This is a genomic window from Bordetella genomosp. 9 (assembly GCF_002261425.1).
GTDB lineage: Bacteria > Pseudomonadota > Gammaproteobacteria > Burkholderiales > Burkholderiaceae_B > Bordetella_C.
Map to the genome: position 1 here is coordinate 415,887 of NZ_NEVJ01000002.1, position 19,887 is coordinate 435,773.

Annotated in this window: 20 protein-coding genes; 14 read left to right on the top strand and 6 right to left on the bottom strand. The window is 66.8% G+C overall.

The genetic code is table 11. The features are described from left to right. Nucleotides 1-4: 4 nt before the first annotated feature. From CAL26_RS07890 to recO, 10 genes are all read left to right on the top strand, one after another. Entirely contained in the window at nucleotides 5-523 is a 519-nt protein-coding gene (locus CAL26_RS07890; RefSeq protein ID WP_179283291.1) for a hypothetical protein, read from the top strand. Continuing rightward, nucleotides 520-1,119, top strand: a complete 600-nt coding sequence (gene rpoE, locus CAL26_RS07895; RefSeq protein ID WP_086064072.1) for an RNA polymerase sigma factor RpoE — start codon at nucleotides 520-522, stop codon at nucleotides 1,117-1,119. Before CAL26_RS07890 ends, rpoE begins: the two co-directional genes overlap by 4 nt. Nucleotides 1,120-1,131: 12 nt before the next feature. Beyond that, nucleotides 1,132-1,650 carry a sigma-E factor negative regulatory protein gene (locus tag CAL26_RS07900; protein ID WP_094846366.1) on the top strand — a complete coding sequence of 173 codons (519 nt, stop codon included), beginning with the start codon at nucleotides 1,132-1,134 and terminating at the stop codon, nucleotides 1,648-1,650. After that, entirely contained in the window at nucleotides 1,650-2,768 is a 1,119-nt protein-coding gene (locus CAL26_RS07905; protein ID WP_094846367.1) for a MucB/RseB C-terminal domain-containing protein, read from the top strand. Before CAL26_RS07900 ends, CAL26_RS07905 begins: the two co-directional genes overlap by 1 nt. A 93-nt stretch (nucleotides 2,769-2,861) precedes the next feature. Continuing rightward, nucleotides 2,862-4,367: a DegQ family serine endoprotease gene (locus CAL26_RS07910; protein WP_256988325.1), complete on the top strand. Its 1,506-nt coding sequence runs from the start codon at nucleotides 2,862-2,864 to the stop codon at nucleotides 4,365-4,367. Nucleotides 4,368-4,462: 95 nt separating this feature from the next. Beyond that, nucleotides 4,463-6,256, top strand: coding sequence for a translation elongation factor 4 (gene lepA / locus CAL26_RS07915; RefSeq protein WP_094846369.1), 1,794 nt, complete (start codon nucleotides 4,463-4,465; stop codon nucleotides 6,254-6,256). Between the two features lie 27 nt (nucleotides 6,257-6,283). After that, entirely contained in the window at nucleotides 6,284-7,168 is an 885-nt protein-coding gene (gene lepB / locus CAL26_RS07920) for a signal peptidase I (RefSeq protein ID WP_094846370.1), read from the top strand. A gap of 1 nt (nucleotide 7,169) precedes the next feature. Beyond that, nucleotides 7,170-7,928, top strand: a complete 759-nt coding sequence (gene rnc, locus CAL26_RS07925; protein ID WP_094846371.1) for a ribonuclease III — start codon at nucleotides 7,170-7,172, stop codon at nucleotides 7,926-7,928. Next, nucleotides 7,925-8,821 (top strand): GTPase Era, encoded by an 897-nt coding sequence (gene era, locus CAL26_RS07930; protein ID WP_094846372.1) that lies wholly within the window; start codon nucleotides 7,925-7,927, stop codon nucleotides 8,819-8,821. The genes rnc and era overlap by 4 nt, the downstream gene beginning before the upstream one ends. Continuing rightward, entirely contained in the window at nucleotides 8,814-9,428 is a 615-nt protein-coding gene (gene recO / locus CAL26_RS07935) for a DNA repair protein RecO (RefSeq protein WP_094846373.1), read from the top strand. The genes era and recO overlap by 8 nt, the downstream gene beginning before the upstream one ends. On the opposite strand, the gene CAL26_RS07940 is transcribed toward recO, so the two are convergent. The 6 genes from CAL26_RS07940 to CAL26_RS07965 form a co-directional block, all read right to left on the bottom strand. Further along, a complete protein-coding gene (locus CAL26_RS07940) occupies nucleotides 9,389-10,678 on the bottom strand; it encodes an NTP/NDP exchange transporter (RefSeq protein WP_218831521.1) in 1,290 nt (429 codons plus the stop codon). The genes recO and CAL26_RS07940 overlap by 40 nt on opposite strands. A gap of 6 nt (nucleotides 10,679-10,684) precedes the next feature. After that, on the bottom strand, nucleotides 10,685-11,626 hold the full coding sequence (locus CAL26_RS07945) for an aldo/keto reductase (protein ID WP_094846374.1): 942 nt from the start codon (nucleotides 11,624-11,626) through the stop codon (nucleotides 10,685-10,687). 109 nt (nucleotides 11,627-11,735) lie between these two features. Further along, complete coding sequence (locus CAL26_RS07950; protein ID WP_094846375.1) at nucleotides 11,736-12,449, bottom strand: Bax inhibitor-1/YccA family protein; 714 nt, start codon at nucleotides 12,447-12,449, stop codon at nucleotides 11,736-11,738. 213 nt (nucleotides 12,450-12,662) lie between these two features. After that, a complete protein-coding gene (locus CAL26_RS07955) occupies nucleotides 12,663-12,929 on the bottom strand; it encodes a hypothetical protein (RefSeq protein ID WP_094846376.1) in 267 nt (88 codons plus the stop codon). 50 nt (nucleotides 12,930-12,979) lie between these two features. Further along, nucleotides 12,980-13,435: a DNA polymerase III subunit chi gene (locus CAL26_RS07960; RefSeq protein ID WP_094846377.1), complete on the bottom strand. Its 456-nt coding sequence runs from the start codon at nucleotides 13,433-13,435 to the stop codon at nucleotides 12,980-12,982. A gap of 22 nt (nucleotides 13,436-13,457) precedes the next feature. Continuing rightward, the gene (locus CAL26_RS07965; protein WP_094846983.1) at nucleotides 13,458-14,969 is read right to left on the bottom strand and encodes a leucyl aminopeptidase; all 1,512 of its coding nucleotides are present in this window, start codon (nucleotides 14,967-14,969) and stop codon (nucleotides 13,458-13,460) included. Nucleotides 14,970-15,031: 62 nt separating this feature from the next. On the opposite strand from CAL26_RS07965, the gene lptF reads away from it, so the two are divergent. From lptF to CAL26_RS07985, 4 genes are all read left to right on the top strand, one after another. Then, complete coding sequence (gene lptF, locus CAL26_RS07970) at nucleotides 15,032-16,171, top strand: LPS export ABC transporter permease LptF (RefSeq protein ID WP_094846378.1); 1,140 nt, start codon at nucleotides 15,032-15,034, stop codon at nucleotides 16,169-16,171. A 127-nt stretch (nucleotides 16,172-16,298) separates the two neighbouring features. Beyond that, a complete protein-coding gene (locus tag CAL26_RS07975; RefSeq protein WP_094846379.1) occupies nucleotides 16,299-17,792 on the top strand; it encodes a CoA-acylating methylmalonate-semialdehyde dehydrogenase in 1,494 nt (497 codons plus the stop codon). A gap of 257 nt (nucleotides 17,793-18,049) precedes the next feature. After that, on the top strand, nucleotides 18,050-18,997 hold the full coding sequence (locus CAL26_RS07980; RefSeq protein WP_094846380.1) for an ABC transporter permease: 948 nt from the start codon (nucleotides 18,050-18,052) through the stop codon (nucleotides 18,995-18,997). Beyond that, nucleotides 18,990-19,886 carry an ABC transporter permease gene (locus CAL26_RS07985; RefSeq protein WP_094846381.1) on the top strand — a complete coding sequence of 299 codons (897 nt, stop codon included), beginning with the start codon at nucleotides 18,990-18,992 and terminating at the stop codon, nucleotides 19,884-19,886. The genes CAL26_RS07980 and CAL26_RS07985 overlap by 8 nt, the downstream gene beginning before the upstream one ends. Nucleotide 19,887 lies beyond the last annotated feature (1 nt).

Sequence of the window (19,887 nt, forward strand, 5' to 3'; positions counted from 1 at the left end):
CTGCGTGCACCCTGATTGGACGTTGCGCGTACCGATCTTGCGGCCCCGTCTGGCCGCATGGCTGGACGGCGCCATGATGGCGGCGGCCCTGGTCTCGGCCCTGTCGGCGCTGCGCTGGCAGGGCATGCTTTCAGTGTCCTTGCTGGCAGTCGTTGGCGCTATCCTCGGCGTGGCCGCCGGCGCCGCGCTCCTGTGGCGGCGGCGTTCCGCCGGCCGGCCAGGCGCCAGCCATGCCGTCCGCGCCGTCCGCATGGACCGCGACGGCGCCTTCCACCTGCGGCTGCGCGACGGCTGGTATCCGGCCGAATGGACGGCCGCGTGGCGCGGTCCGCGCTGGCTGACCCTGCGGGCGCGTGTGGGAGCCCGCGGCGCCGGCGGCGGCAGTCCGTCGTCCCTGGGGCGCTGCGTCACCTTTACCGTCTGGCAGGATGCGCTCCCCGCGCCGGCCTGGCGCCGGACCTGCATGCTGACCGCCCGCCGGCTGTGCCGCACGCCCTCGCGCCGCGCGGTGGGGACGCCATGAGCGAACGCGACATCGACGCCGAACTGGTCGCCCGCGTTCAGCGCGGCGACAAGAAAGCCTTCGACCTGCTGGTGCTGAAGTACCAGCGCAAGATCATGCGGCTGCTTTCCCGCATGATCCGCGACCAGGCGGAAATCGAGGACGTGGCCCAGGAAGCCTTCATCAAGGCCTACCGTGCGCTGCCGCAATTCCGCGGGGATAGCGCGTTCTATACCTGGCTGTACCGCATCGCCATCAATACGGCCCGCAACTGGCTGGCGTCCAATGGCCGACGCCCCAGCGCGCCCAATGCCGTAGAAAATGAGGACGGTGAAACTTTTAATGAAACCGACAACCTAAGCGATATCAGCACCCCGGAATCCATGGTCGCCAGCCGCGAAATCGCGGAAACCGTCAACGCGGCCATACAGGGCTTGCCCGAGGAATTGCGCACGGCTATCGTCCTGCGGGAAATTGAAGGTATGAGTTACGAAGATATCGCCCAGAGCATGGGTTGCCCGATCGGTACAGTCCGATCCCGCATATTCCGCGCTCGGGAAGCGGTGGCCGCACGTTTGCGGCCCCTGCTTGGAAACGACGGCGATCGTCGTTGGTAAGGAGCTGGAGTCATGCAAAGATCAACTGCTTCCGTCCGCGCCGAGGACACCAGCTGGGAAAACTCGGTGTCCGCATGGATGGACGGCGAAGGAACCGAGGACTGGCTGGATGGCCTGGAAGTGGCCGAAGGCCGGGAAACCTGGGATACGTATCACCTGATCGGTGATGTCCTGCGTAATCCGGAGCTGTCCATTTCCCCGTCGACGGCCTTCCAGGCCCGCCTGTCGGCCGCGCTGGCCAATGAACTGCCCATCGTCGCGCCGCGCCGGCGCCGCTCGCTGCGGCCGACCTGGCGCTTCGGCCTGTCGGGCTTCGCCGTGGCGGCCGCCGTCGCCTCCGTGGCCTGGGTCGCGCAGCCCTACCTGGCCGGCACCAGCGACGCCCCGACGCCCGAAACCCGTGTGCTGGCCGACGCCAGCAGCGTTTCCGTCGACGATCCCAGCCTGAGCGACTACCTGGAAGCGCATCGGCAACTGGCCGGCCCGTCGGCGATACGCCAGGTGTCCTTCGATGTCGGAGCGGGGCGCTGATGACCGTTCCGGCGGTCGTTACCCCCTCAATCCGGCCCTTTTCCCGCACGGCGGCGACCCCGCCGGGCAAGGTCAGCCGCGGCCATGCGCAGGCGGTCGCCTCGGCGACCTCCGGCTGGGCCGCCGCGCTGGCCGCCGCGCTTCTCACGCTGGGCGTGGGGCTGGCGCATGCCCAGTCGACGCAGCCCGCCGCGGTCGCCGTCCCCGAAGCCGAAGCGCAGGCCCTGCTGGCGCGCATCCAGGACGCGGCCTCCAAGCTGGATTACTCCGGCATCTTCACCTATCAGCAGGGCGAAACCATCCAGTCCTCGCGCGTGGTCCACGTGGTGGACGGCAGCGGCGAACGCGAACGCATCGAAGTGCTGGACGGCCAGCCGCGCGAATACCTGCGGCGCAACGACGATATCCAGTGCCTGGTGCCGGAACACAAAACCATCCTGGTCCAGCACAAGCGCGCCGAACAGTTCCCCGGGCTGCTGCTGGGGTCGCCCGCGGCGCTCACCAAGTACTACCGCGTGCTCATGCAGCCGGCCCCGCATCGGGTCGCCGGGCGCGAATGCCGCATCATCACCATCGAGCCGCTGGACAAGGACCGCTACGGCTATCGCCTGTGCGCGGACACCGAAAACGACCTGCTGCTGAAGGCGCAGACCTTGTCCGGGAACGCCACCGTGCTGGAGCAGGTGGCCTTCACCGCGCTGCGGCTGGGACCGGCGGTCGACCATACCCAGCTGGAATCGCACTGGAACACCAAGGATTGGAAGGTCCTGCAGGGCAGCATGACGCCGCTGGACCTGGCGGCGCAAGGCTGGCGCATTCCCTATCCTCCCGGTTTCAACCCGGTTTCGCAGGTCGGGCGTACCATGGCCCATGGCGACGCCGTCAGCCAACTGGTATTGTCGGATGGCCTGGCAGCGATTTCCGTGTTCATCGAGCCCTATGACAAGAAACGCAACCGTCATCAGCCCCATGGCGCCTACCGGCGCGGGCCGATCAACGTCTACGGTATGCGGATTGCGGATTACTGGGTCACCGTGCTCGGGGAAGTCCCCGCAGCCACGCTGGAACAGCTTGCCAAGGCCACGGAATACGTGCCGCCAGCGGCCCCGCCCAAGTAAATAGCAGACAGCCCCGAAGGGGCTTGCCCGGAGCATTGAATGATCCTGTCCACCGTGTCGAAATTGCCCGTCCGGCGGTTTTTCTCTCTTGAAATGGAAGCCGGCCGCCGGTCCCTGCGCCGCGGCCTCGCCGTGCTGCTGACCGCCCTTGTCGCCGGGGCCGCCGTGCAGGCGCCTGCCAGCGCGGCGCAGACCGCCACCGGCAATCCGGCGATGATGCTGCCGGATTTCACCTCCATCGTCGAAAAGGCCGATCCGGCCGTGGTCAACATCCGTACCACCGCCACCGTGCCGGTGCGCAGCGGCCCCCAGGATCCCTACGATCTGTTCCGTTTCTTCTTCGGGCCGGATTTCCAGCCTCCCGGCATGCCGGACATGCCCGGCCAGCGGCCGCGCGACCGCCAGCAGCAGCCCAAGCAGCCGCAGCAGCAACAGCAGCCGCAGGAACGCACGGTGCCGCGCGGCGTGGGGTCGGGCTTCTTCATATCCGCCGACGGCTACGTGCTCACCAATAACCACGTGGTCAGCGACGCCACGGACATCTTCGTCACCCTGACCGACGGCCGCGAATTCAAGGCCAAGGTGATCGGCACCGACGAACGTACCGACGTCGCCCTGCTGAAAATCGACGCCAAGGACATGCCTTTCCTGCCGATCGGCGACGACACCAAGATCAAGAAGGGCCAGTGGGTGCTGGCCATTGGCTCGCCCTTCGGCCTGGATTCCACGGTGACGGCGGGCATCGTCAGCGCCATCAACCGCGATACCGGGGAATACCTGCCCTTCATCCAGACCGACGTGGCGGTGAACCCGGGTAACTCCGGCGGCCCGCTGCTCAACCTGCAGGGCGAAGTCATCGGCATCAACTCGCAGATCATTTCCCGCAGCGGCGGCTTCATGGGTATTTCCCTGGCTATCCCGATCGACGAGGTCATGCGCGTGGTGGACGAACTGCGCGCCACCGGCAAGGTGACCCGCGGCCGCATCGGCGTGCAGATCGGCGAAGTCACCAATGAAGTGGCCACCGCCCTGGGCCTGGCCCGGGCCGAGGGCGCCCTGGTCAGCAGCGTGGAAGGCGACAGCCCCGCCGATGCCGCCGGCGTGCAGCCGGGCGATGTGATCCTGCGCTTCAACAACAAGCCGATCGCCCGCTGGTCCGACCTGCCGCGCATGGTCGGCGAAACCAAGCCGGGCACCACGGCGCCCCTGCAGGTCTGGCGCAAGGGCAAGAACCTGACGCTCAACGTCAAGGTCGCGGAAATCCCGCAGAGCAAAAGCCCCGCCGCGTCCAAGAAGCCCGAGCCGGAAAAGGAACCCGCATCCTCCACCGCCCTGGGATTGACGGTGGTGCCCGTGCCCACGGCCACCCAGAGCAAGCTGAAGATCAAGGGCGGCGTGATGGTGCGCGGGGTGACCGGCCAGGCCGACCAGGCCGGCATCCAGGAAGGCGACATCGTGTTGTCGGTGGGCGACACCGACATCACCGCGCCCGACCAGTTCGTGCAGGTCGCGGGCAAGGTTGACAAGGCCAAGCCGGTGCCGGTGCTGATCCGCCGGGGCGACCAAACGCAGTGGGTGGTCATCCAGCCCGGCAAGTAGCCGCAAGACCGGCTAAAATCGCTGGTTGCCACAAAGAGGGGGCGCATGGCGCCCCCTCCTTATTGGTGCACCATTCCCCCTCTTTACGATCCGTTATGCGCCATATCCGCAACTTTTCCATCATCGCCCACATCGATCACGGCAAGTCGACCCTGGCCGACCGCCTGATCCAGCGCTGCGGCGGGTTGGCGGATCGCGAGATGTCGGCGCAGGTGCTCGATTCCATGGACATCGAGCGCGAGCGCGGCATCACCATCAAGGCGCAGACGGCGGCGCTGGAGTACAAGGCCGCCGACGGCCAGGTCTACAACCTGAACCTGATCGATACCCCGGGGCACGTCGACTTTTCCTATGAAGTCAGCCGTTCGCTGTCGGCCTGCGAAGGCGCGCTGCTGGTGGTCGACGCCTCGCAGGGGGTGGAAGCGCAGACCGTGGCCAACTGCTACACGGCCATCGAGCTGGGCGTGGAGGTGCTGCCGGTCCTGAACAAGATGGATCTGCCCCAGGCCGATCCCGAAGGCGCGCGCCAGGAAATCGAGGACGTGATCGGCATCGACGCGTCGCGCGCGATCGCCGCCAGCGCCAAGACCGGCATGGGCATCGACGACATCCTGGAAACCATCGTGCGCGACGTGCCGCCGCCCAAGGGCAGCGCGGACGATGCCCTGCAGGCCTTGATCATCGACTCCTGGTTCGACAACTACGTCGGCGTGGTCATGCTGGTGCGCATCGTCAACGGCGTGCTGCGGCCCAAGGACAAGATCCTGCTGATGGCGTCGGGCGCCACCCATCTGTGCGAACAGGTCGGCGTGTTCACGCCCAAGTCCGTCCAGCGCCAGGCCCTGAGCGCCGGCGAGGTCGGTTTCGTCATCGCCGGCATCAAGGAACTGGCCCACGCCAAGGTGGGCGACACCATCACCCTGGTCGGCCGGCCCGCCACCCAGGCGTTGCCGGGCTTCAAGGAAGTCAAGCCGCAGGTGTTCGCCGGCCTGTATCCGGTGGAAAGCAGCGAATACGACCAGCTGCGCGACTCGCTGGAAAAACTGAAGCTGAACGACGCCGCGCTGATGTTCGAGCCCGAAGTCTCGCAGGCGCTGGGGTTCGGCTTCCGCTGCGGCTTTCTCGGCCTGCTGCACATGGAAATCGTGCAAGAGCGGCTGGAACGCGAGTTCGACATGGACATCATCACCACCGCGCCGTCGGTGGTGTACGAAGTCGAGCAGCGCGATGGCGAAGTGATCACCATCGAAAGTCCGTCGCGCATGCCGGAAGTGGGCAAGATCGCGGAAATCCGCGAGCCCATCGTGAAGGTCACCCTGTTCATGCCGCAGGAGTACGTCGGCCCGGTAATGACCCTGTGCAACAACAAGCGTGGCGCGCAGGTCAACATGAGCTACCACGGCCGGCAGGTGCATCTGGTGTACGAGATCCCGCTGGCGGAAATCGTGCTGGACTTCTTCGACAAGCTCAAGTCGGTCTCGCGCGGCTACGCGTCGATGGACTACGAATTCCTGGAATACCGTTCGGCCGACGTGGTGCGCGTGGATCTGCTGATCAACGGCGACAAGGTCGACGCGCTTTCCATGATCGTCCACCGCAGCAACGCGCGCTACCGCGCGCGCGACGTGGTGGCGCGCATGCGCGGCCTGATTCCGCGCCAGATGTTCGACGTGGCCATCCAGGCCGCCATCGGCGCGGAAGTCATCGCGCGCGAGAACGTCAAGGCCCTGCGCAAGAACGTATTGGCCAAGTGCTACGGCGGCGACATCACCCGCAAGAAAAAGCTGCTGGAAAAGCAGAAGGCCGGGAAAAAGCGCATGAAGCAGGTGGGCAGCGTGGAAATCCCGCAGGAGGCCTTCCTGGCCATCCTGCAGGTGGAAGACAAGTAATAAATAAAGAGCGAGAAGGCATCACATATGAGCTGGAACTTTGCGCTGATCCTGTTTGTCCTGCTGGTCGTCACCGGCATCATCTGGCTGTTGGACATCACCGTCTTGCGCAAGGCGCGGCGCCGCAAGGGAGAAGAAGCCGCGGCGCGCTTCGACCCCGCGGTGATCGGCGACCCCCAGGAAACCGAAAGGCTGCGCCGCGAAGCGGTGGAATCCGCCACGCGGGTGCCATGGTGGGTGGAGTACGCGGTCAGCTTCTTTCCGGTGATCCTGTTCGTGTTCATGCTGCGGTCCTTCGTGGTCGAGCCGTTCCGCATCCCTTCCGGTTCGATGCTGCCCACGCTGGAATCCGGCGACCTGATCCTGGTGAACAAATTCAGCCGCGGCATCCGCCTGCCCATCATCGACAAGAAGGTGATGAACACCGGCGACCTGCAGCGCGGCGATGTGATCGTGTTCCGCTACCCCGTCGACCCGGACGTGGACTACATCAAGCGCGTGGTGGGTCTGCCCGGTGACGAAATTGCCTACCTGGACAAGAAACTATATGTAAACGGCCAGGAAGTGAAACATACGCGCGACGGCAACTATTTCGAGCCGGACCGGGTGGCCTATATCAACCGGTACAAGGAGACGTTGGGCGACGTTACCCACGATATCCTGCTGGATGAGGATAAATTCCAGGAATATGGGCCCATATGGCAGTTCCCGCACCTGGACAACTGCCAGTACAGCCGCAACGGCGTGCGCTGCAAGGTGCCGGCGGGCGAATACTTCGCCATGGGCGACAACCGCGACAATAGCGCGGACAGCCGCTACTGGGGATTCGTTCCGGACGGTAATATCGTGGGCAAGGCCTTCTTCATCTGGATGAATTTTTCCGATCTGAGCCGGATCGGACGATTCCATTGACATGTCGCTCGACGCGCTTCAAACCCGTCTGGACCACCGTTTCCGCGATGCGGCCCTGTTGGAGCAGGCGCTGACCCATCGCAGCCACGGTGCGCGCCACAATGAACGGCTGGAATTCCTGGGCGACGCCGTCCTGAATTTCGTCGTGGCGTCCATGCTGTTCGAGCGTTTCAGCAAGATCGACGAAGGCGATCTGTCCCGCCTGCGCGCCAATCTGGTCAAGCAGGCCTCGCTGGCCGACATCGCGCAAAAGCTCGACCTCTCCCAGGACCTGCGCCTGGGCGAAGGCGAACTGAAAAGCGGGGGCTTTCGCCGTCCTTCCATCCTGGCCGATACGCTGGAAGCCATTTTCGGCGCCGTCTTCCTGGACGGCGGCTTCGATGCCGCGCGCCGCGTGATCGCCAAGCAGTACCAGCCCGTCCTGGCGACGGTGGACCCCAAGACGCTGGGCAAGGATGCCAAGACGCTGCTGCAGGAATTCCTGCAGGGCCGCAAGATGGCCTTGCCCGTCTATACGGTCATCGCCACGCACGGCGCCGCGCACAGCCAGCAGTTCGAAGTCGAATGCGCCATCGCGCCGCTGGACATCAAGGTGACCGCCCCCGGCGCCAGCCGCCGCGCCGCCGAGCAGTCCGCCGCCAAGCTGGCGCTGGACGCCGCGCTGGCCGCCAGTCCACCCAAGGCCGGCCGTCGCGCGCCGCGCGCGCGCAAGACCGCGCAGCTGTCGCTGCCGGTGGCCGTAGCCCAAGAAACCAAATGACCGACCAGCAACAACCTACCCGATGCGGCTTCGTCGCCATCGTCGGACGCCCCAACGTCGGCAAGTCGACGTTGAACAACGCGCTGATCGGCGGCAAGGTATCGATCGTGTCGCGCAAGGCGCAGACGACGCGCCATCGCATCCACGGCGTCCTGACCCGCGGCGCCGACCAATTCGTGTTCGTCGATACGCCGGGCTTCCAGACCCGCCATGGCGGCACCATGAACCGCATGATGAATCGCGTCGTGACCCAGGCGCTGGCCGACGTCGACGTGGTCGTGCACGTGGTCGAGGCCGGCAAGTGGTCGGAAGGCGACGCCAAGCTGCTGCCGCTGCTGCCGGCCGGCGACCGCGCCATCCTGGCGGTGAACAAGGTCGATGCCATGAAGGACAGGAACAGCCTGTACCCTTACGTGGCCAAGGTCAGCGCGCTGCACGACTACGGCGCCGTCATACCGATCAGCGCCGAGCGCAACCGGCAACTGGACGACCTGCTGGACGAAATCGCCAAGCGCCTGCCGGAAGGCGAACACATGTTCGAAGCCGACACGCTGACCGACCGGCCCATGCGGTTCATCGCCGCCGAACTGGTGCGCGAAAAGATCTTCCGCCTGGTGGGCGATGAACTGCCCTATGGCTGCACGGTCGTCATCGAGCAGTGGGAAGAGAACGACAAGGGCGCGCGCGTGGCCGCCTGTATCGTCGTCGAGCGCGACAGCCACAAGCCCATCCTGCTGGGCGCCGGCGGCCAGCACATGAAGCGCATCGCCACCGAGGCACGCCTGGAAATCGCGAAGATGCTGGACAAGCCGGTGCACCTGGAAATCTACATCAAGGTGCGCAAGGGCTGGTCCGACCGCGAAGAGGCGCTGCGCGACCTGGGATATGAGTAAACGCGGCACCCGCGTCCAGGACACGACCGGCTACATGCTGCACGCCACGCCGTGGCGCGAAACCTCGTTGATCGTGCAGACCTTCTCGCGCGATCACGGCTGCGTGGCGCTGGTGGCCAAGGGCGCCAAGCGGCCGTATTCGGCGTTGCGTCCGGTGCTGTCGGCCTTCCAGCCCCTGATGCTGTCCTGGTCCGGCGCCGGCGAGGTGAAAACGCTTACCCGCGCCGAAGTCGCCGGCATCCGGCCGCTGGGCGGCGCTCCGCTGATGTCGGCCTGGTACATGAACGAATTGCTGCTGCGGCTGCTGCCGCGTGAAGACGCGCATCCGGTGCTGTTCGACGCCTACGATACCGCCTTGACCCAGCTGGCCGGCGGCACGCCGGCAGCCGGCGCGCTGCGACGCTTCGAATGGACGCTGTTGAACGAAACCGGCTATGGGCTGGATGCCGCCACGCCGGACTTCGACGACGCAGCGGGGGAACCCCGGCTGCGCCAGGCCCTGCGCGACCGCCTGGGCGAAATCCTGGCGGGCCGCCCGCTGGCGACGCGCCGCGTGCTGCTGGATTTTCAGACGCGGCGCCTGTCGGCCCGCCTGCCCAGCAAATAACCGCAAGCGGCCCAGATCGCGGCGCAGGCCGCTCCGACCAGCGCCACCAGCGCCGCGCCCTGGCCTAGCGCATCCACGCCCGTCTTCACCCATGCGCTGGCCGCATCGCCGGCACGATAGACCACGGTATCGATGAAATTCTTGGCCTTGTACTTGGCTTCGGCATCCACCGTGGTGAACACCATTTCGCGGCCCGGCCGCACCAGGGCATATTCGCCCACGCGGCGCAGCACCATCACCACCGCCAGCACGACAAAGACCGGCGCGACGGCCAGCACCAGGAAGCCGGCGCAGATGATCAACGGCACGGCGGTCAGCAGGAAGGTGACGCCCAGGCGCTGCGCCAGGCGGCCGGTCAGGAACAGCTGGGTCACCATGGACAGGGCCTGCACCGCGAAATCCAGCGCGCTGAACACGCGTATGCGTTCGGCGGACGAGGTAAAGGCATCGGCCACCAGGCGCGCCTGTTCCATGTACAGGAAGGTGCTCGCCGTGGCCAGCAGGACGACGAATGCCGCCAGCCCGAGCAGCAGCGGCGAACCGAAGGTGCGCGTCGCGCCGGCGAGGATGCCGCCGCCGATGGGACGGTCGGGCGATTCAGGTCCGGGTTCGCCAGGCTCGGCCCCGGCCCCCGCGCCTGCCGTCGTCCGCCAGCGCATCAGCCAGGATTTCATGGGCAGCGTCAGCCCCAGGAACAGCGCGGATAGCAGGATCAGGCCCGGGGCGCCCAGCGTTCCGGCCAGCGCCGCGCCCAGCACCGGTCCCGTCAGCCCGCCCGTGCTGGCGCCCGCCGCGATAAAGGCGAAAAGGCGCTTGGCCTGGGCGGTCCGGAAGACGTCCGCCATCAGGCTCCATGCCACCGACACGACAAACAGATTGAACACCGACAGCCAGACGTAGAACCCGCGCGCCGCCCAGAGATCATCCGGCCGCGCGTACAACCAGGCCGCGAAGGCCACCAGCGTGGCGGCGAAAAAGCCGTAGGTCCAGGTCACGAAGCTGGCGCGCGGCACGCGCCGCGCCAGCCAGCCAAAGCAGGGGACCGCGGCCAGCATGACCACGAAGGTCGCGGTGAACAGCCATTGCAGCTTGTCCACGCCGGCGGCGATCCCCAGCGTCTCGCGTATCGGCCGCAGCATGAAGTAGCCGGTGAACAGGCAAAAGAAAAAAGCGAAGCCGCAGACCGCCGCGACGCCTTCGCCGGCTTGGATGTTCAGCGCGCGCCGCAGGCGCTGCTGGATGGCCGCCACGGCGCGTCAGGCGAACAGGCCGGCGATGCGTTCGCGCATGGCGGCGTCGGGCAGCCGCCCGTAGCCGGCGCGCAGATTGTCCTGCATGTTGGCGGGCTTGGACGTGGCCGGTATGACCGCCGTCACCGCCGGGTGGCCGACGATGAACTTCAGGAAAACCTGCGCCCAGGAGGTGCAGTCGATATCCGCTGCCCAGGAGGGCAGGGGCTTGCCCTTGACCTGCCGGAACAGGGCGCCGTCCTGGAACGGGCGGTTGATCAGCACGGCCACCCCGTTCGCCTGGCAGGCGGGTAGCAAGCGCTTTTCGGCGCCACGGGCCGTCACGGACAGGTTGATCTGCACGAAATCCGGTTTCTCGCGCTCCACCAGCGCGGTCAGGTCGTCCTGGGCGGATTCCGTGTAGTGCGTGATGCCGATGTAGCGTGTCACGCCTTGCTGCTTCAGTTCGCGCAGCAGGGCCAGCTGGGTGGCGGTGTCGATCAGGTTGTGGACCTGGATCAGGTCGAGCTTGCGCGTGCGCAGCGCGCTTTCCGAATTGCGCACCTGGCGCAGTCCGCCGTCGCGCCCGGTCGTGCCGATCTTGGTCGCCAGGAAGACCCGGTCGCGCCCCTGCACGCGGGCCAGCAGTTCGCCGGTGACGGCTTCGGCGTTGCCGTAGCTGGGCGCGGTATCGATGATGGCGCCTTGGCCCGCCGCGGCGAGCAACTGCTGGGTGACGTCCTGCAGCGGCGCCAGTTCGGCCGTATTCCCTGGCGATACGTCAAACGTGTCGGCGGTGCCCAGCCCGATGACGGGCAGTTGTTCGCCCGTCGAGGGGATGGCCCGGCGGTGCATGGCCGCCGCGCCTCCCGCCGCCCCTTGGGCGTGGGCCGGCACGGCATGCAGCATCCATCCGGGGGCCAGCGCGGCGATGGGTGCGTTCAGCAGGAAACGTCGGCGGGTCGGCATGCGCGTGTACTCCGAAAAGAAAAGGGGCTCATTGCGAGCCCTGAATCTGTCGGCGGCGGGGCCGATGGCCCCGCCGCGGTACGGAATCGGAAGTGCCGCCGGTCGGCGATCAGTTCCGGTTGCCGCCGCTGAATGCGCTGAGCAGCATCAGCAGGTTGGAGAAGACGTTGTACACGTCCAGGTAGATGGCCAGCGTGGCGGAAACGTAGTTGGTTTCGCCGCCGTTCACGACGCGCTGCAGGTCCACCAGCATGAAGGCCGAGAAAATCACGATCGCCAGGACCGAGATGGTCAGCATCAGCGCGGGCAATTGCAGGAAGATATTCGCCAGCGCCGCCACCAGGATGATGATGGCGCCCGTGAACAGCCACTTCTGCATATTGGACAGGTCGCGCTTGATGGTCGTCGCCATGGTGGCCATGGCGCCGAACACGACCGCCGTGCCGCCGAAGGCCATCATGATCAGCTGCGAGCCATTGCCTAGCCCTAGCACGAAGCCCAGCAGGCGCGACAGCATGATGCCCATGAAGAAGGTGAAGGCCAGCAGCAGGACGACGCCCAGGCTGGATTCCTTGTTCTTCTCGATGGCGAACATCAGCCCGAAGGCGCCCACCAGGAAAATGATGGCCGACAGCCCGGGGCTGGCGCCCATGACCTGATTCAGTCCGGTGTACAGGCCCACCGCCGCGCCCAGCACCGTCGGGATCAGGGAAAGGGCGAGCAGCCAGTAGGTATTGCGCAGGACGCGATTGCGAACCACCTCGCCCGGTACGCTGGCGTAGGCGCCGGCGCGATTGAAGGGGGAAGGACGATAATCGTTCATGTGACGAGCTCCTGATAGGGGGCCATTCCGCGATGGCTATGGTGCTTTGACGTCAACGCGGCCTGACAGTTCCCTGAATTATAACGGCGAGTGAACACAGATTAACGCAGACGGCCTTCCTGCGGTAGATGGCGATCGTCGCCGCCTGCTGCTTCGACCGGCGGACGCACGCGGCGTTCCACCAGCAGGCCGGCCCCGCGGCCGGGCGGCGTCTCAGCCCGGACGCAGGCGGCGGACGACGCGGTCGACCAGGTCCGGCAATTCGGCTTCCAGCGACTGCCGGACGTGGGCCATGGCCTGGTCCAGGGCCCGCTGGACGGTGTGTTCCAGCTCGGCCTGCAGGGCGGCGCGCAGGACGGGGTCCGGCGGCAGGGCAGCCGCGGCCCGGGCGACGACCTCGGTCAGCACCGGCGGTTCGTTATAGGTATCGATCTTTTGCGTCAGCGTGGGGATGGCGGGATCGGTATCGCGGTATTCCATGGTTCCTCCTGGTAGCCGTGCGCCGCCGGCCGGATCGCTGGGTCCGCGGATCAGCTGGCGGCCTTGGCGCCGATGGCATGGCTGTGCGGGGATTCCCCCTGGGCCACGTAGGCCCGCCAGCGCTGCCTTGCCGCGGGACGGTCGTCGCCGTCGGCGGACACGATCTCCAGTATGCGCGCAAACGCCTGGTAGCCAGGCGGGCAATCGTCGTCCAGGTTCAGCAGCCAGGGCGCCGGCCGGTCGGCCGCGGCGGGCGTCGCCGCCGCCGAGGGGTCGGCCGCGGTCAGCACCACCGGCGTGTCCGCGGCCAGCGGATCGGTCGCCAGCACGTGCGGGACGAAGGAAATATCGTCGAACGCCCACAGCATGCGGTCGAAGGCGTTCAGCCGCACCGGGTCCGCGCAATACACCACCAGCGGCTGTCCGGCCAGGTATTGCTTGCGCGCCACCTGGCAGGCGGTGCGCAGCCGGTCAGGGGCGCCGAAGGCGAAATCGATGCGGGCCATGATGGTGCGGCGTGGGGCTCGATCAGAGCTGGTTCAGCAGGTATTGCATCAGCAGGGGCACCGGACGGGCCGTGGAGCCCTTTTCCTTGCCGCCGCGCCAGGCCGTGCCGGCGATGTCCAGATGCGCCCAGGGGTAGGCCTTGGCATAGCGCGACAGGAAGCAGGCGGCCGTGACGGCGCCGGCCGGCGGGCCCCCGATGTTCGCCATGTCGGCGAAATTGGACTTCAGCTGTTCCTGGTAGGCGTCGTCCAGCGGCATGCGCCACGCGGTATCCAGCGATTCCCGGCCGGCGCGCAGCAGGGCGTCCGCCAGGGCGTCGTTCTTGGAGAACAGGCCGCTGTTGACGCTGCCCAGCGCGACCACGCAGGCGCCCGTCAGGGTGGCGATGTCCACGACCGCGGCCGGCTTGAAGCGTTCGGCGTAGGTCAGGGCGTCGCACAGGATCAGGCGGCCTTCGGCGTCGGTGTTCAGAATTTCGATGGTCTGTCCCGACATGCTGGTGACCACGTCGCCCGGCTTGTTGGCCTTGCCGCTCGGCATGTTCTCGCAGGTGGGGATCAGCCCGACCACGTCCAGCGGCAGCTGCAGTTCGGCCAGGGCGCGGAAGGCGCCCAGCACGCTGGCGGCGCCGCACATGTCGAATTTCATCTCGTCCATCGTGGCGGCGGGCTTGATGGAAATGCCGCCCGAGTCGAAGGTGATGCCCTTGCCGACCAGGACGATGGGGCCGGCATTGCCGTCCTTGGCGGGCTTGCGCGCCGCCGGCTTGCCGGCGTGGCGCAGCACGATGAACCGCGGCGGTTCGTCGGAACCGCGCGCCACGGACAGGAACGCGCCCATGCCCAGGGCTTCGATCTGCTTGCGGTCCATGACCTGGGCTTTCACGGTCTTGTAGGCGCGCGCCAGCTTCTGGGCGGTTTCGCCCAGGTAGGTGGGCGTGCACAGGTTGCCCGGCATGTTGCCCAGCGTGCGCGCCAGCTCCATGCCGTTGGCGATGGCGCCGCCTTCGCGCAGGCCGGCCTGGACCTGCGTGGCGTCGCCGCGTTCGATGCAGTGGACGACCTTGCGCAGCTTGGGCCGGGCGTCGCGATCGGGCTTGCCCAGGCTTTCGTCGTAGTGATAGGTGGCGTTGCCCGCGCCGATCGCGGCCAGGCGCGCGCGGGCGCGGATGGGCGTGCCTTCCAGCGGCACGGAAACCAGGGTCGAGGCGCCTTCGGTCAGCTGCGCGCCGACGCAATAGGCGGCGAAAGCCTGTTCCGCGGCCGCGTGGGCGCGCGCCGAATATTCGTCCTGCTTGCCCAGGCCCACGAGGACGACGCGCTGCGCGGCGACGCCCGGGAGGGAACGCAGGACCAGCGTGCTGCCCTGGCGGCCGCGGAATTCCGTTTTGACCACCGTGCGCAGCGCGCCGTTGCTGGCGCGATCGACCAGGTCCGCCGCGGCGGTCAGCACGCCTTCGGCGAAGACGCCGACCGCCAGGGCGGCCGTCTTGACCTGGTGCAGGGAGGCGGTGCTGTGTGTGCTAAATTCCAGTGACATTGAAGGCGTTCCCTTGTGCGTCGATAATAGTCAGCGATTATCCCGCATATTCTCCCATGTCCCTATTCAAGCGATCTGTCGTCAGCGAGATCACGAGTCACGCCGGCGTTGTGTTTTCCACCCTGGTGGTGGTGTGGCTCAGCGTCCTGCTGGTCCGCCTGCTGGGCGACGCCGCCAGCGGCAACATCGGCCCGGACGTGGTGCTGGGCCTGGCGGCCTTCTCCACGATCACCGCGCTGCCGACCATCATGTCCGTGGCGCTGTTCATCGCCGTGCTGACCACGGTGACGCGGAATTATCGTGAATCCGAAATGGTGGTCTGGTTCGCCAGCGGCCTGTCGTTGGCCGACTGGCTGCGGCCCGTCATGCGCGTGGCCGTGCCGGTCGCGGTCATGGTGGCGGTGCTGACCCTGGCCGCTTCGCCCTGGGCCTATCGCCAGATCGGCGAATATCGCGAGCGTTTCGAGCAGCGTTCCGATCTGTCCAAGGTCACCGCCGGGCAGTTCGGCGAATCGCAGGACGGCGCGCGCGTCTTCTTCGCCGAAGAGCCCGTCAACAAGGGCGACGAACTGGGCCACGTGTTCGCGCGCGTCATCGATCCCGAATGGCTCAGCGTGCTGACCGCGTCCAGCGCGCGCACCGAAAACATGCCCAACGGCGACCGCTTCCTGGTGCTGGGGGCGGGCCACCGCTACGACCTGAAGCCGGGTTCGGCGGAATTCCGCATGTCGACGTTCGACCACTACGGCGTGCGGCTGGAAAGCAAATCCACCGAGGATCCCGCCACCGAGGCGCGCGCCGCGGCCGAGCGATCCAGCAAGGCGCGCAGCACCCTGCAACTGATGGAAGACAACACCATCAACGCCTGGTCCCAGGTCATGTGGCGGATCTCCATGCCCCTGGCCGCCCTGATCCTGGCCATCATGGCCATCCCGCTGGGCGCCGTGAATCCGCGCCTGGGCCGGTCCGGCGACCTGCTGATCGCGGGCCTGGTGGCGCTGCTGTACATGAACCTGATCAACCTGTTCCGCGCCTGGATCGGCGACGGCCGTATTCCTTTCGGCCTGGGCTGGTGGCCGGTCCATGCGGCGGTGCTGGCCTTTGCCGCGTATCTCTTCATGCGGCGGCTACGGGTCAAGGCGCCCAAGAATACCGGCGGGCCCAGGCCCCCGGCGCCGGACGCCGCGACGACCTGATCGTTCGCCGGTTTCCACCTTGCTCCTCGTTGGGTCCGCCTCTACACTGGCCGGACAACGGCCGGGTCCGTCGCAACCCTGACGGACACCGGCACCCACGATTCCCACAAGGAAACAGGAGGAGACCATGTCCGAAGCCCCGCGTATTCCGCTGCTGATCGGCGGCGAACGCATCCAGTCGCGCGCCACCGAGTGGCGCGACGTCATCAACCCGGCGACGCAGGAAGTCGTCGCCCGAGTGCCGTACGCCACCCCCGAAGAACTGGACCGGGCCGTCGCCAACGCCCGCGAAGCCTACAAGAGCTGGCGCAACAGCGGGCAGGCCACGCGCATGCGCGTCATGCTGAAACTTCAGCAGTTGATGCGCGAGAACACCGGCAAGCTCGCCGAGCTGATCACCCGTGAGCACGGCAAGACCCTGCCCGACGCGGAAGGCGAGGTCGGCCGCGGCCTGGAGGTGGTCGAACACGCCTGCTCCATCGCCAACCTGCAGTTGGGCGAATACGCGGAAAACGCCGCGTCCGGCATCGACGTGTACACGCTGATCCAGCCGCTGGGGGTGTGCGCGGGCATCACGGCCTTCAATTTCCCGGTCATGCTGCCGTGCTTCATGTTTCCCATCGCCGTGGCCTGCGGCAATACTTTCGTGCTGAAGCCTTCCGAGCAGGATCCGTCGGCATCGCTGTACGTGGCGGAGCTGGCGCTGGAAGCCGGCCTGCCGCCGGGCGTGTTGAACGTCGTGCATGGCGGTGCCGACATCGCCAATGCGCTGTGCGAGCATCGCGACGTCAAGGCGGTGTCGTTCATCGGTTCCACGCGCGTCGGCACCGAGATCTATCGCCGCGCGTCGGACGCGGGCAAGCGCTGCCAGGCGATGATGGGCGCCAAGAACCATTGCGTGATCCTGCCCGACGCGGATCCGGAAGTCGCCTTGAATCAATTGCTGGGCGCGGCCTTCGGCGCCGCCGGCCAGCGCTGCATGGCGACGTCGGTGGCGGTGTTCGTCGGCGCCTCGCGCGACTGGCTGCCCGAGTTCGTCGCCCGCGCCAGGCAGTTGAAGGTGAACGCCGGTACCGACCGCATGGCCGACCTGGGGCCGCTGGTGTCCCAGGCCGCCAAGTCGCGCGTCGAAGGACTGATCCAGCATGGCGTGGAAGAGGGCGCCGAACTCCTGCTGGATGGCCGCGGCATCACGGTGGCGGGCTTCGAACGGGGCAACTTCGTCGGGCCGACCGTGTTCGGCGGCGTGCGCGGCGACATGAAGATCTACACCGAGGAAATCTTCGGCCCGGTCCTGTGCGTCACCGGCGTCGACACCCTGGAGGACGCCGTCGAGTTCATCAACGCCAATCCCAACGGCAACGGCGTGGCGCTGTTCACCCAGGATGGCGGGGCGGCGCGCTATTTCCAGAACAATATCGACGTCGGGCAGGTGGGGATCAATATTCCCATCCCGGTGCCGGTCGCGTGGTTCAGCTTCACGGGCTCCCGCGGTTCCAAGTTGGGCGACCTGGGGCCGAACGGCAAGCAGGCGGTGCAGTTCTGGACCCAGACCAAGACCGTCACCGCGCGCTGGTCGGCGCATGGGCGGACGGTGAATACCACGATCACCATGCGGTGATACGCCGGGCGGCCGGGTGCGGCCAACGCTGTTCGCCACACCCGCGCCCGCGTCCTGCGGCTGACCTCGCTGGCACGCCCAGCGCCGCACTGGCGTCTACTCCCCCCAACCGCGCTATTCCTGGCCTGCCGCGCAGCGCCGGCAGCGGGTATTCACTAGTTTTGGTTTAAAACTATAAAGTTTATAGTTTTCGGCATCGATGGTGCGGAAGGCCGGCGTCGCGCGTGGCCGTACACCGCCTTGCTCAGGAGACGTCGGTGTCGGTCAGTTATCTCATCAAGCGACTGGGGACCAGCGTCTACACCTTGCTGATCGTGTCGTTGATCGTGTTCTGCGTGACGCAGGTGCTGCCGGGCGACGCGGCGGTGATGATGCTTGGCGAGAACGCGACCCCCCAGGCACTGGACGCGGTGCGCGAGCAACTGGGCCTAAACACGCCGCTGTGGCATCAATACGGCCATTGGCTGTGGGGCGCGGTACGCGGCGATTTCGGCGTGTCCCTGCGGACGGGGCAGCCGATCGCGCAATTCATGTTCGAGGCCCTGGGGCGATCGCTCCTGCTGGCCGTGCTTTCCATCTGCTTCATGCTGTGCCTGGCGATTCCCCTGGGCATCGTGGCGGCGGTGCGGCGCGGCAGGTTGCCCGACCTGGTGGTCAGCGTGATTTCCTACGTCGGCGTGTCGGTGCCCGAGTTCGTCTCCGCCACCTTGCTCATCGTCATCTGCGCCGACATGCTGCAACTCTTGCCCGCGACCGGCTACACCCCGATCGGCGAGGATCCGTTCGGCTGGCTGCGTCACATGGTCCTGCCGGTGGTCACGGTATCGGTGATCCTGATCGCGCATGTATCGCGCATGGTGCGCTCCGAACTGGTCGACGTCCTGCATACCGACTATATCCGCGCCGCCCGGCTGAAGGGGCTGTCGCGCCGCACGGTATTGCTCAAGCACGGCCTGCGCAATGCCCTGCTGCCAACCATCACGATCGTTGCGCTCGATGTCGGCTATCTGCTCGGCGGCGTCATCGTGGTCGAGGAAATCTTCGCCATTCCGGGGATCGGCCGGCAGATCGTGGTGGCCATCCAGACGCGTGACCTGCCGACCATCCAGGCGGGTGCGCTGATCATGGCGGCGACCTACTGCATCGTGAACATGTTCGCCGACATCGCCTACGCCACGCTGGATAAAAGGATTCAGTATGAGTAATCCGTCGAATGCGGCGCCCGGGGTCGCGCCCGGCACGGCTGCCGTCGTACCGCCGCGTCTGGGGGCGAACACCTTCTTCTCGCGCCTGATGCGTTCGCCCCAGGGCGTGCTTGGCGTGATCCTGGTTTCCGCCATCCTGGTGCTGGTCGTCCTGGGGCCGTGGCTGGCGCCCCACTCGCCGGAGGCGATGTCTCCGCTGGCGCGCTACAAGGGGCCCAGCGCCGCGCACTGGTTCGGAACGGACCAGTATGGCCGGGACATCCTGAGCCGGATCCTCTACGGCGCGCGCGCCACGGTTCTGCTGGCGGTGCTCGCGACCTTGATGGGCACGGCGCTGGGCGCGGTGATAGGCACGACCACGGCCTATATCGGCGGCAAGTTCGATGAATTCGCGATGCGGACCGTGGACGCGATTCTTTCCATCCCCAGCCTGCTGTTCGCCTTGCTGATCGTGAACCTGATGGGCAAGAGCACCTTGAACGCGGTGCTGGCGATCGGCATTGCCTTCACGCCCAGCATGGCGCGCATCACGCGCTCGGTCGCGCTGGCGGTGAGAAAGCAGGATTTCGTGAACGCCGCGATCGCGCGCGGCGAAAGCAATGCCTACGTCATCCTGCGCGAAATGCTGCCCAACGTGATCGCCCCGGTCATCGTGGAATTCACGATACGCGTGGCGTTCGCGGTGATGCTGTTCGCGACGCTCAGCTTTCTCGGTCTGGGCGCCCAGCCCCCCGCGTCGGAGTGGGGGCTGATGGCGGCCGAGGCACGGCGGTTCATGCATCAGAGCGTCTGGATCATCCTGTGGCCCAGCCTGGCCGTGGCGCTGGTCGCCATCGGCTTCAACCTGCTCGGCGACGGCCTCCGCGACGCGCTGAATCCCAGGACCTGAA

Coding starts and splice junctions, on each gene's coding strand:
- rpoE (WP_086064072.1), top strand. CDS start 520: ATGAGCGAACGCGACATCGACGCCGAACTGGTCGCCCGCGTTCAGCGC.
- CAL26_RS07900 (WP_094846366.1), top strand. CDS start 1,132: ATGCAAAGATCAACTGCTTCCGTCCGCGCCGAGGACACCAGCTGGGAA.
- CAL26_RS07905 (WP_094846367.1), top strand. CDS start 1,650: ATGACCGTTCCGGCGGTCGTTACCCCCTCAATCCGGCCCTTTTCCCGC.
- CAL26_RS07910 (WP_256988325.1), top strand. CDS start 2,862: ATGGAAGCCGGCCGCCGGTCCCTGCGCCGCGGCCTCGCCGTGCTGCTG.
- lepA (WP_094846369.1), top strand. CDS start 4,463: ATGCGCCATATCCGCAACTTTTCCATCATCGCCCACATCGATCACGGC.
- lepB (WP_094846370.1), top strand. CDS start 6,284: ATGAGCTGGAACTTTGCGCTGATCCTGTTTGTCCTGCTGGTCGTCACC.
- rnc (WP_094846371.1), top strand. CDS start 7,170: ATGTCGCTCGACGCGCTTCAAACCCGTCTGGACCACCGTTTCCGCGAT.
- era (WP_094846372.1), top strand. CDS start 7,925: ATGACCGACCAGCAACAACCTACCCGATGCGGCTTCGTCGCCATCGTC.
- recO (WP_094846373.1), top strand. CDS start 8,814: ATGAGTAAACGCGGCACCCGCGTCCAGGACACGACCGGCTACATGCTG.
- CAL26_RS07945 (WP_094846374.1), bottom strand. CDS start 11,626: ATGCCGACCCGCCGACGTTTCCTGCTGAACGCACCCATCGCCGCGCTG.
- CAL26_RS07950 (WP_094846375.1), bottom strand. CDS start 12,449: ATGAACGATTATCGTCCTTCCCCCTTCAATCGCGCCGGCGCCTACGCC.
- CAL26_RS07955 (WP_094846376.1), bottom strand. CDS start 12,929: ATGGAATACCGCGATACCGATCCCGCCATCCCCACGCTGACGCAAAAG.
- CAL26_RS07960 (WP_094846377.1), bottom strand. CDS start 13,435: ATGGCCCGCATCGATTTCGCCTTCGGCGCCCCTGACCGGCTGCGCACC.
- lptF (WP_094846378.1), top strand. CDS start 15,032: ATGTCCCTATTCAAGCGATCTGTCGTCAGCGAGATCACGAGTCACGCC.
- CAL26_RS07975 (WP_094846379.1), top strand. CDS start 16,299: ATGTCCGAAGCCCCGCGTATTCCGCTGCTGATCGGCGGCGAACGCATC.
- CAL26_RS07985 (WP_094846381.1), top strand. CDS start 18,990: ATGAGTAATCCGTCGAATGCGGCGCCCGGGGTCGCGCCCGGCACGGCT.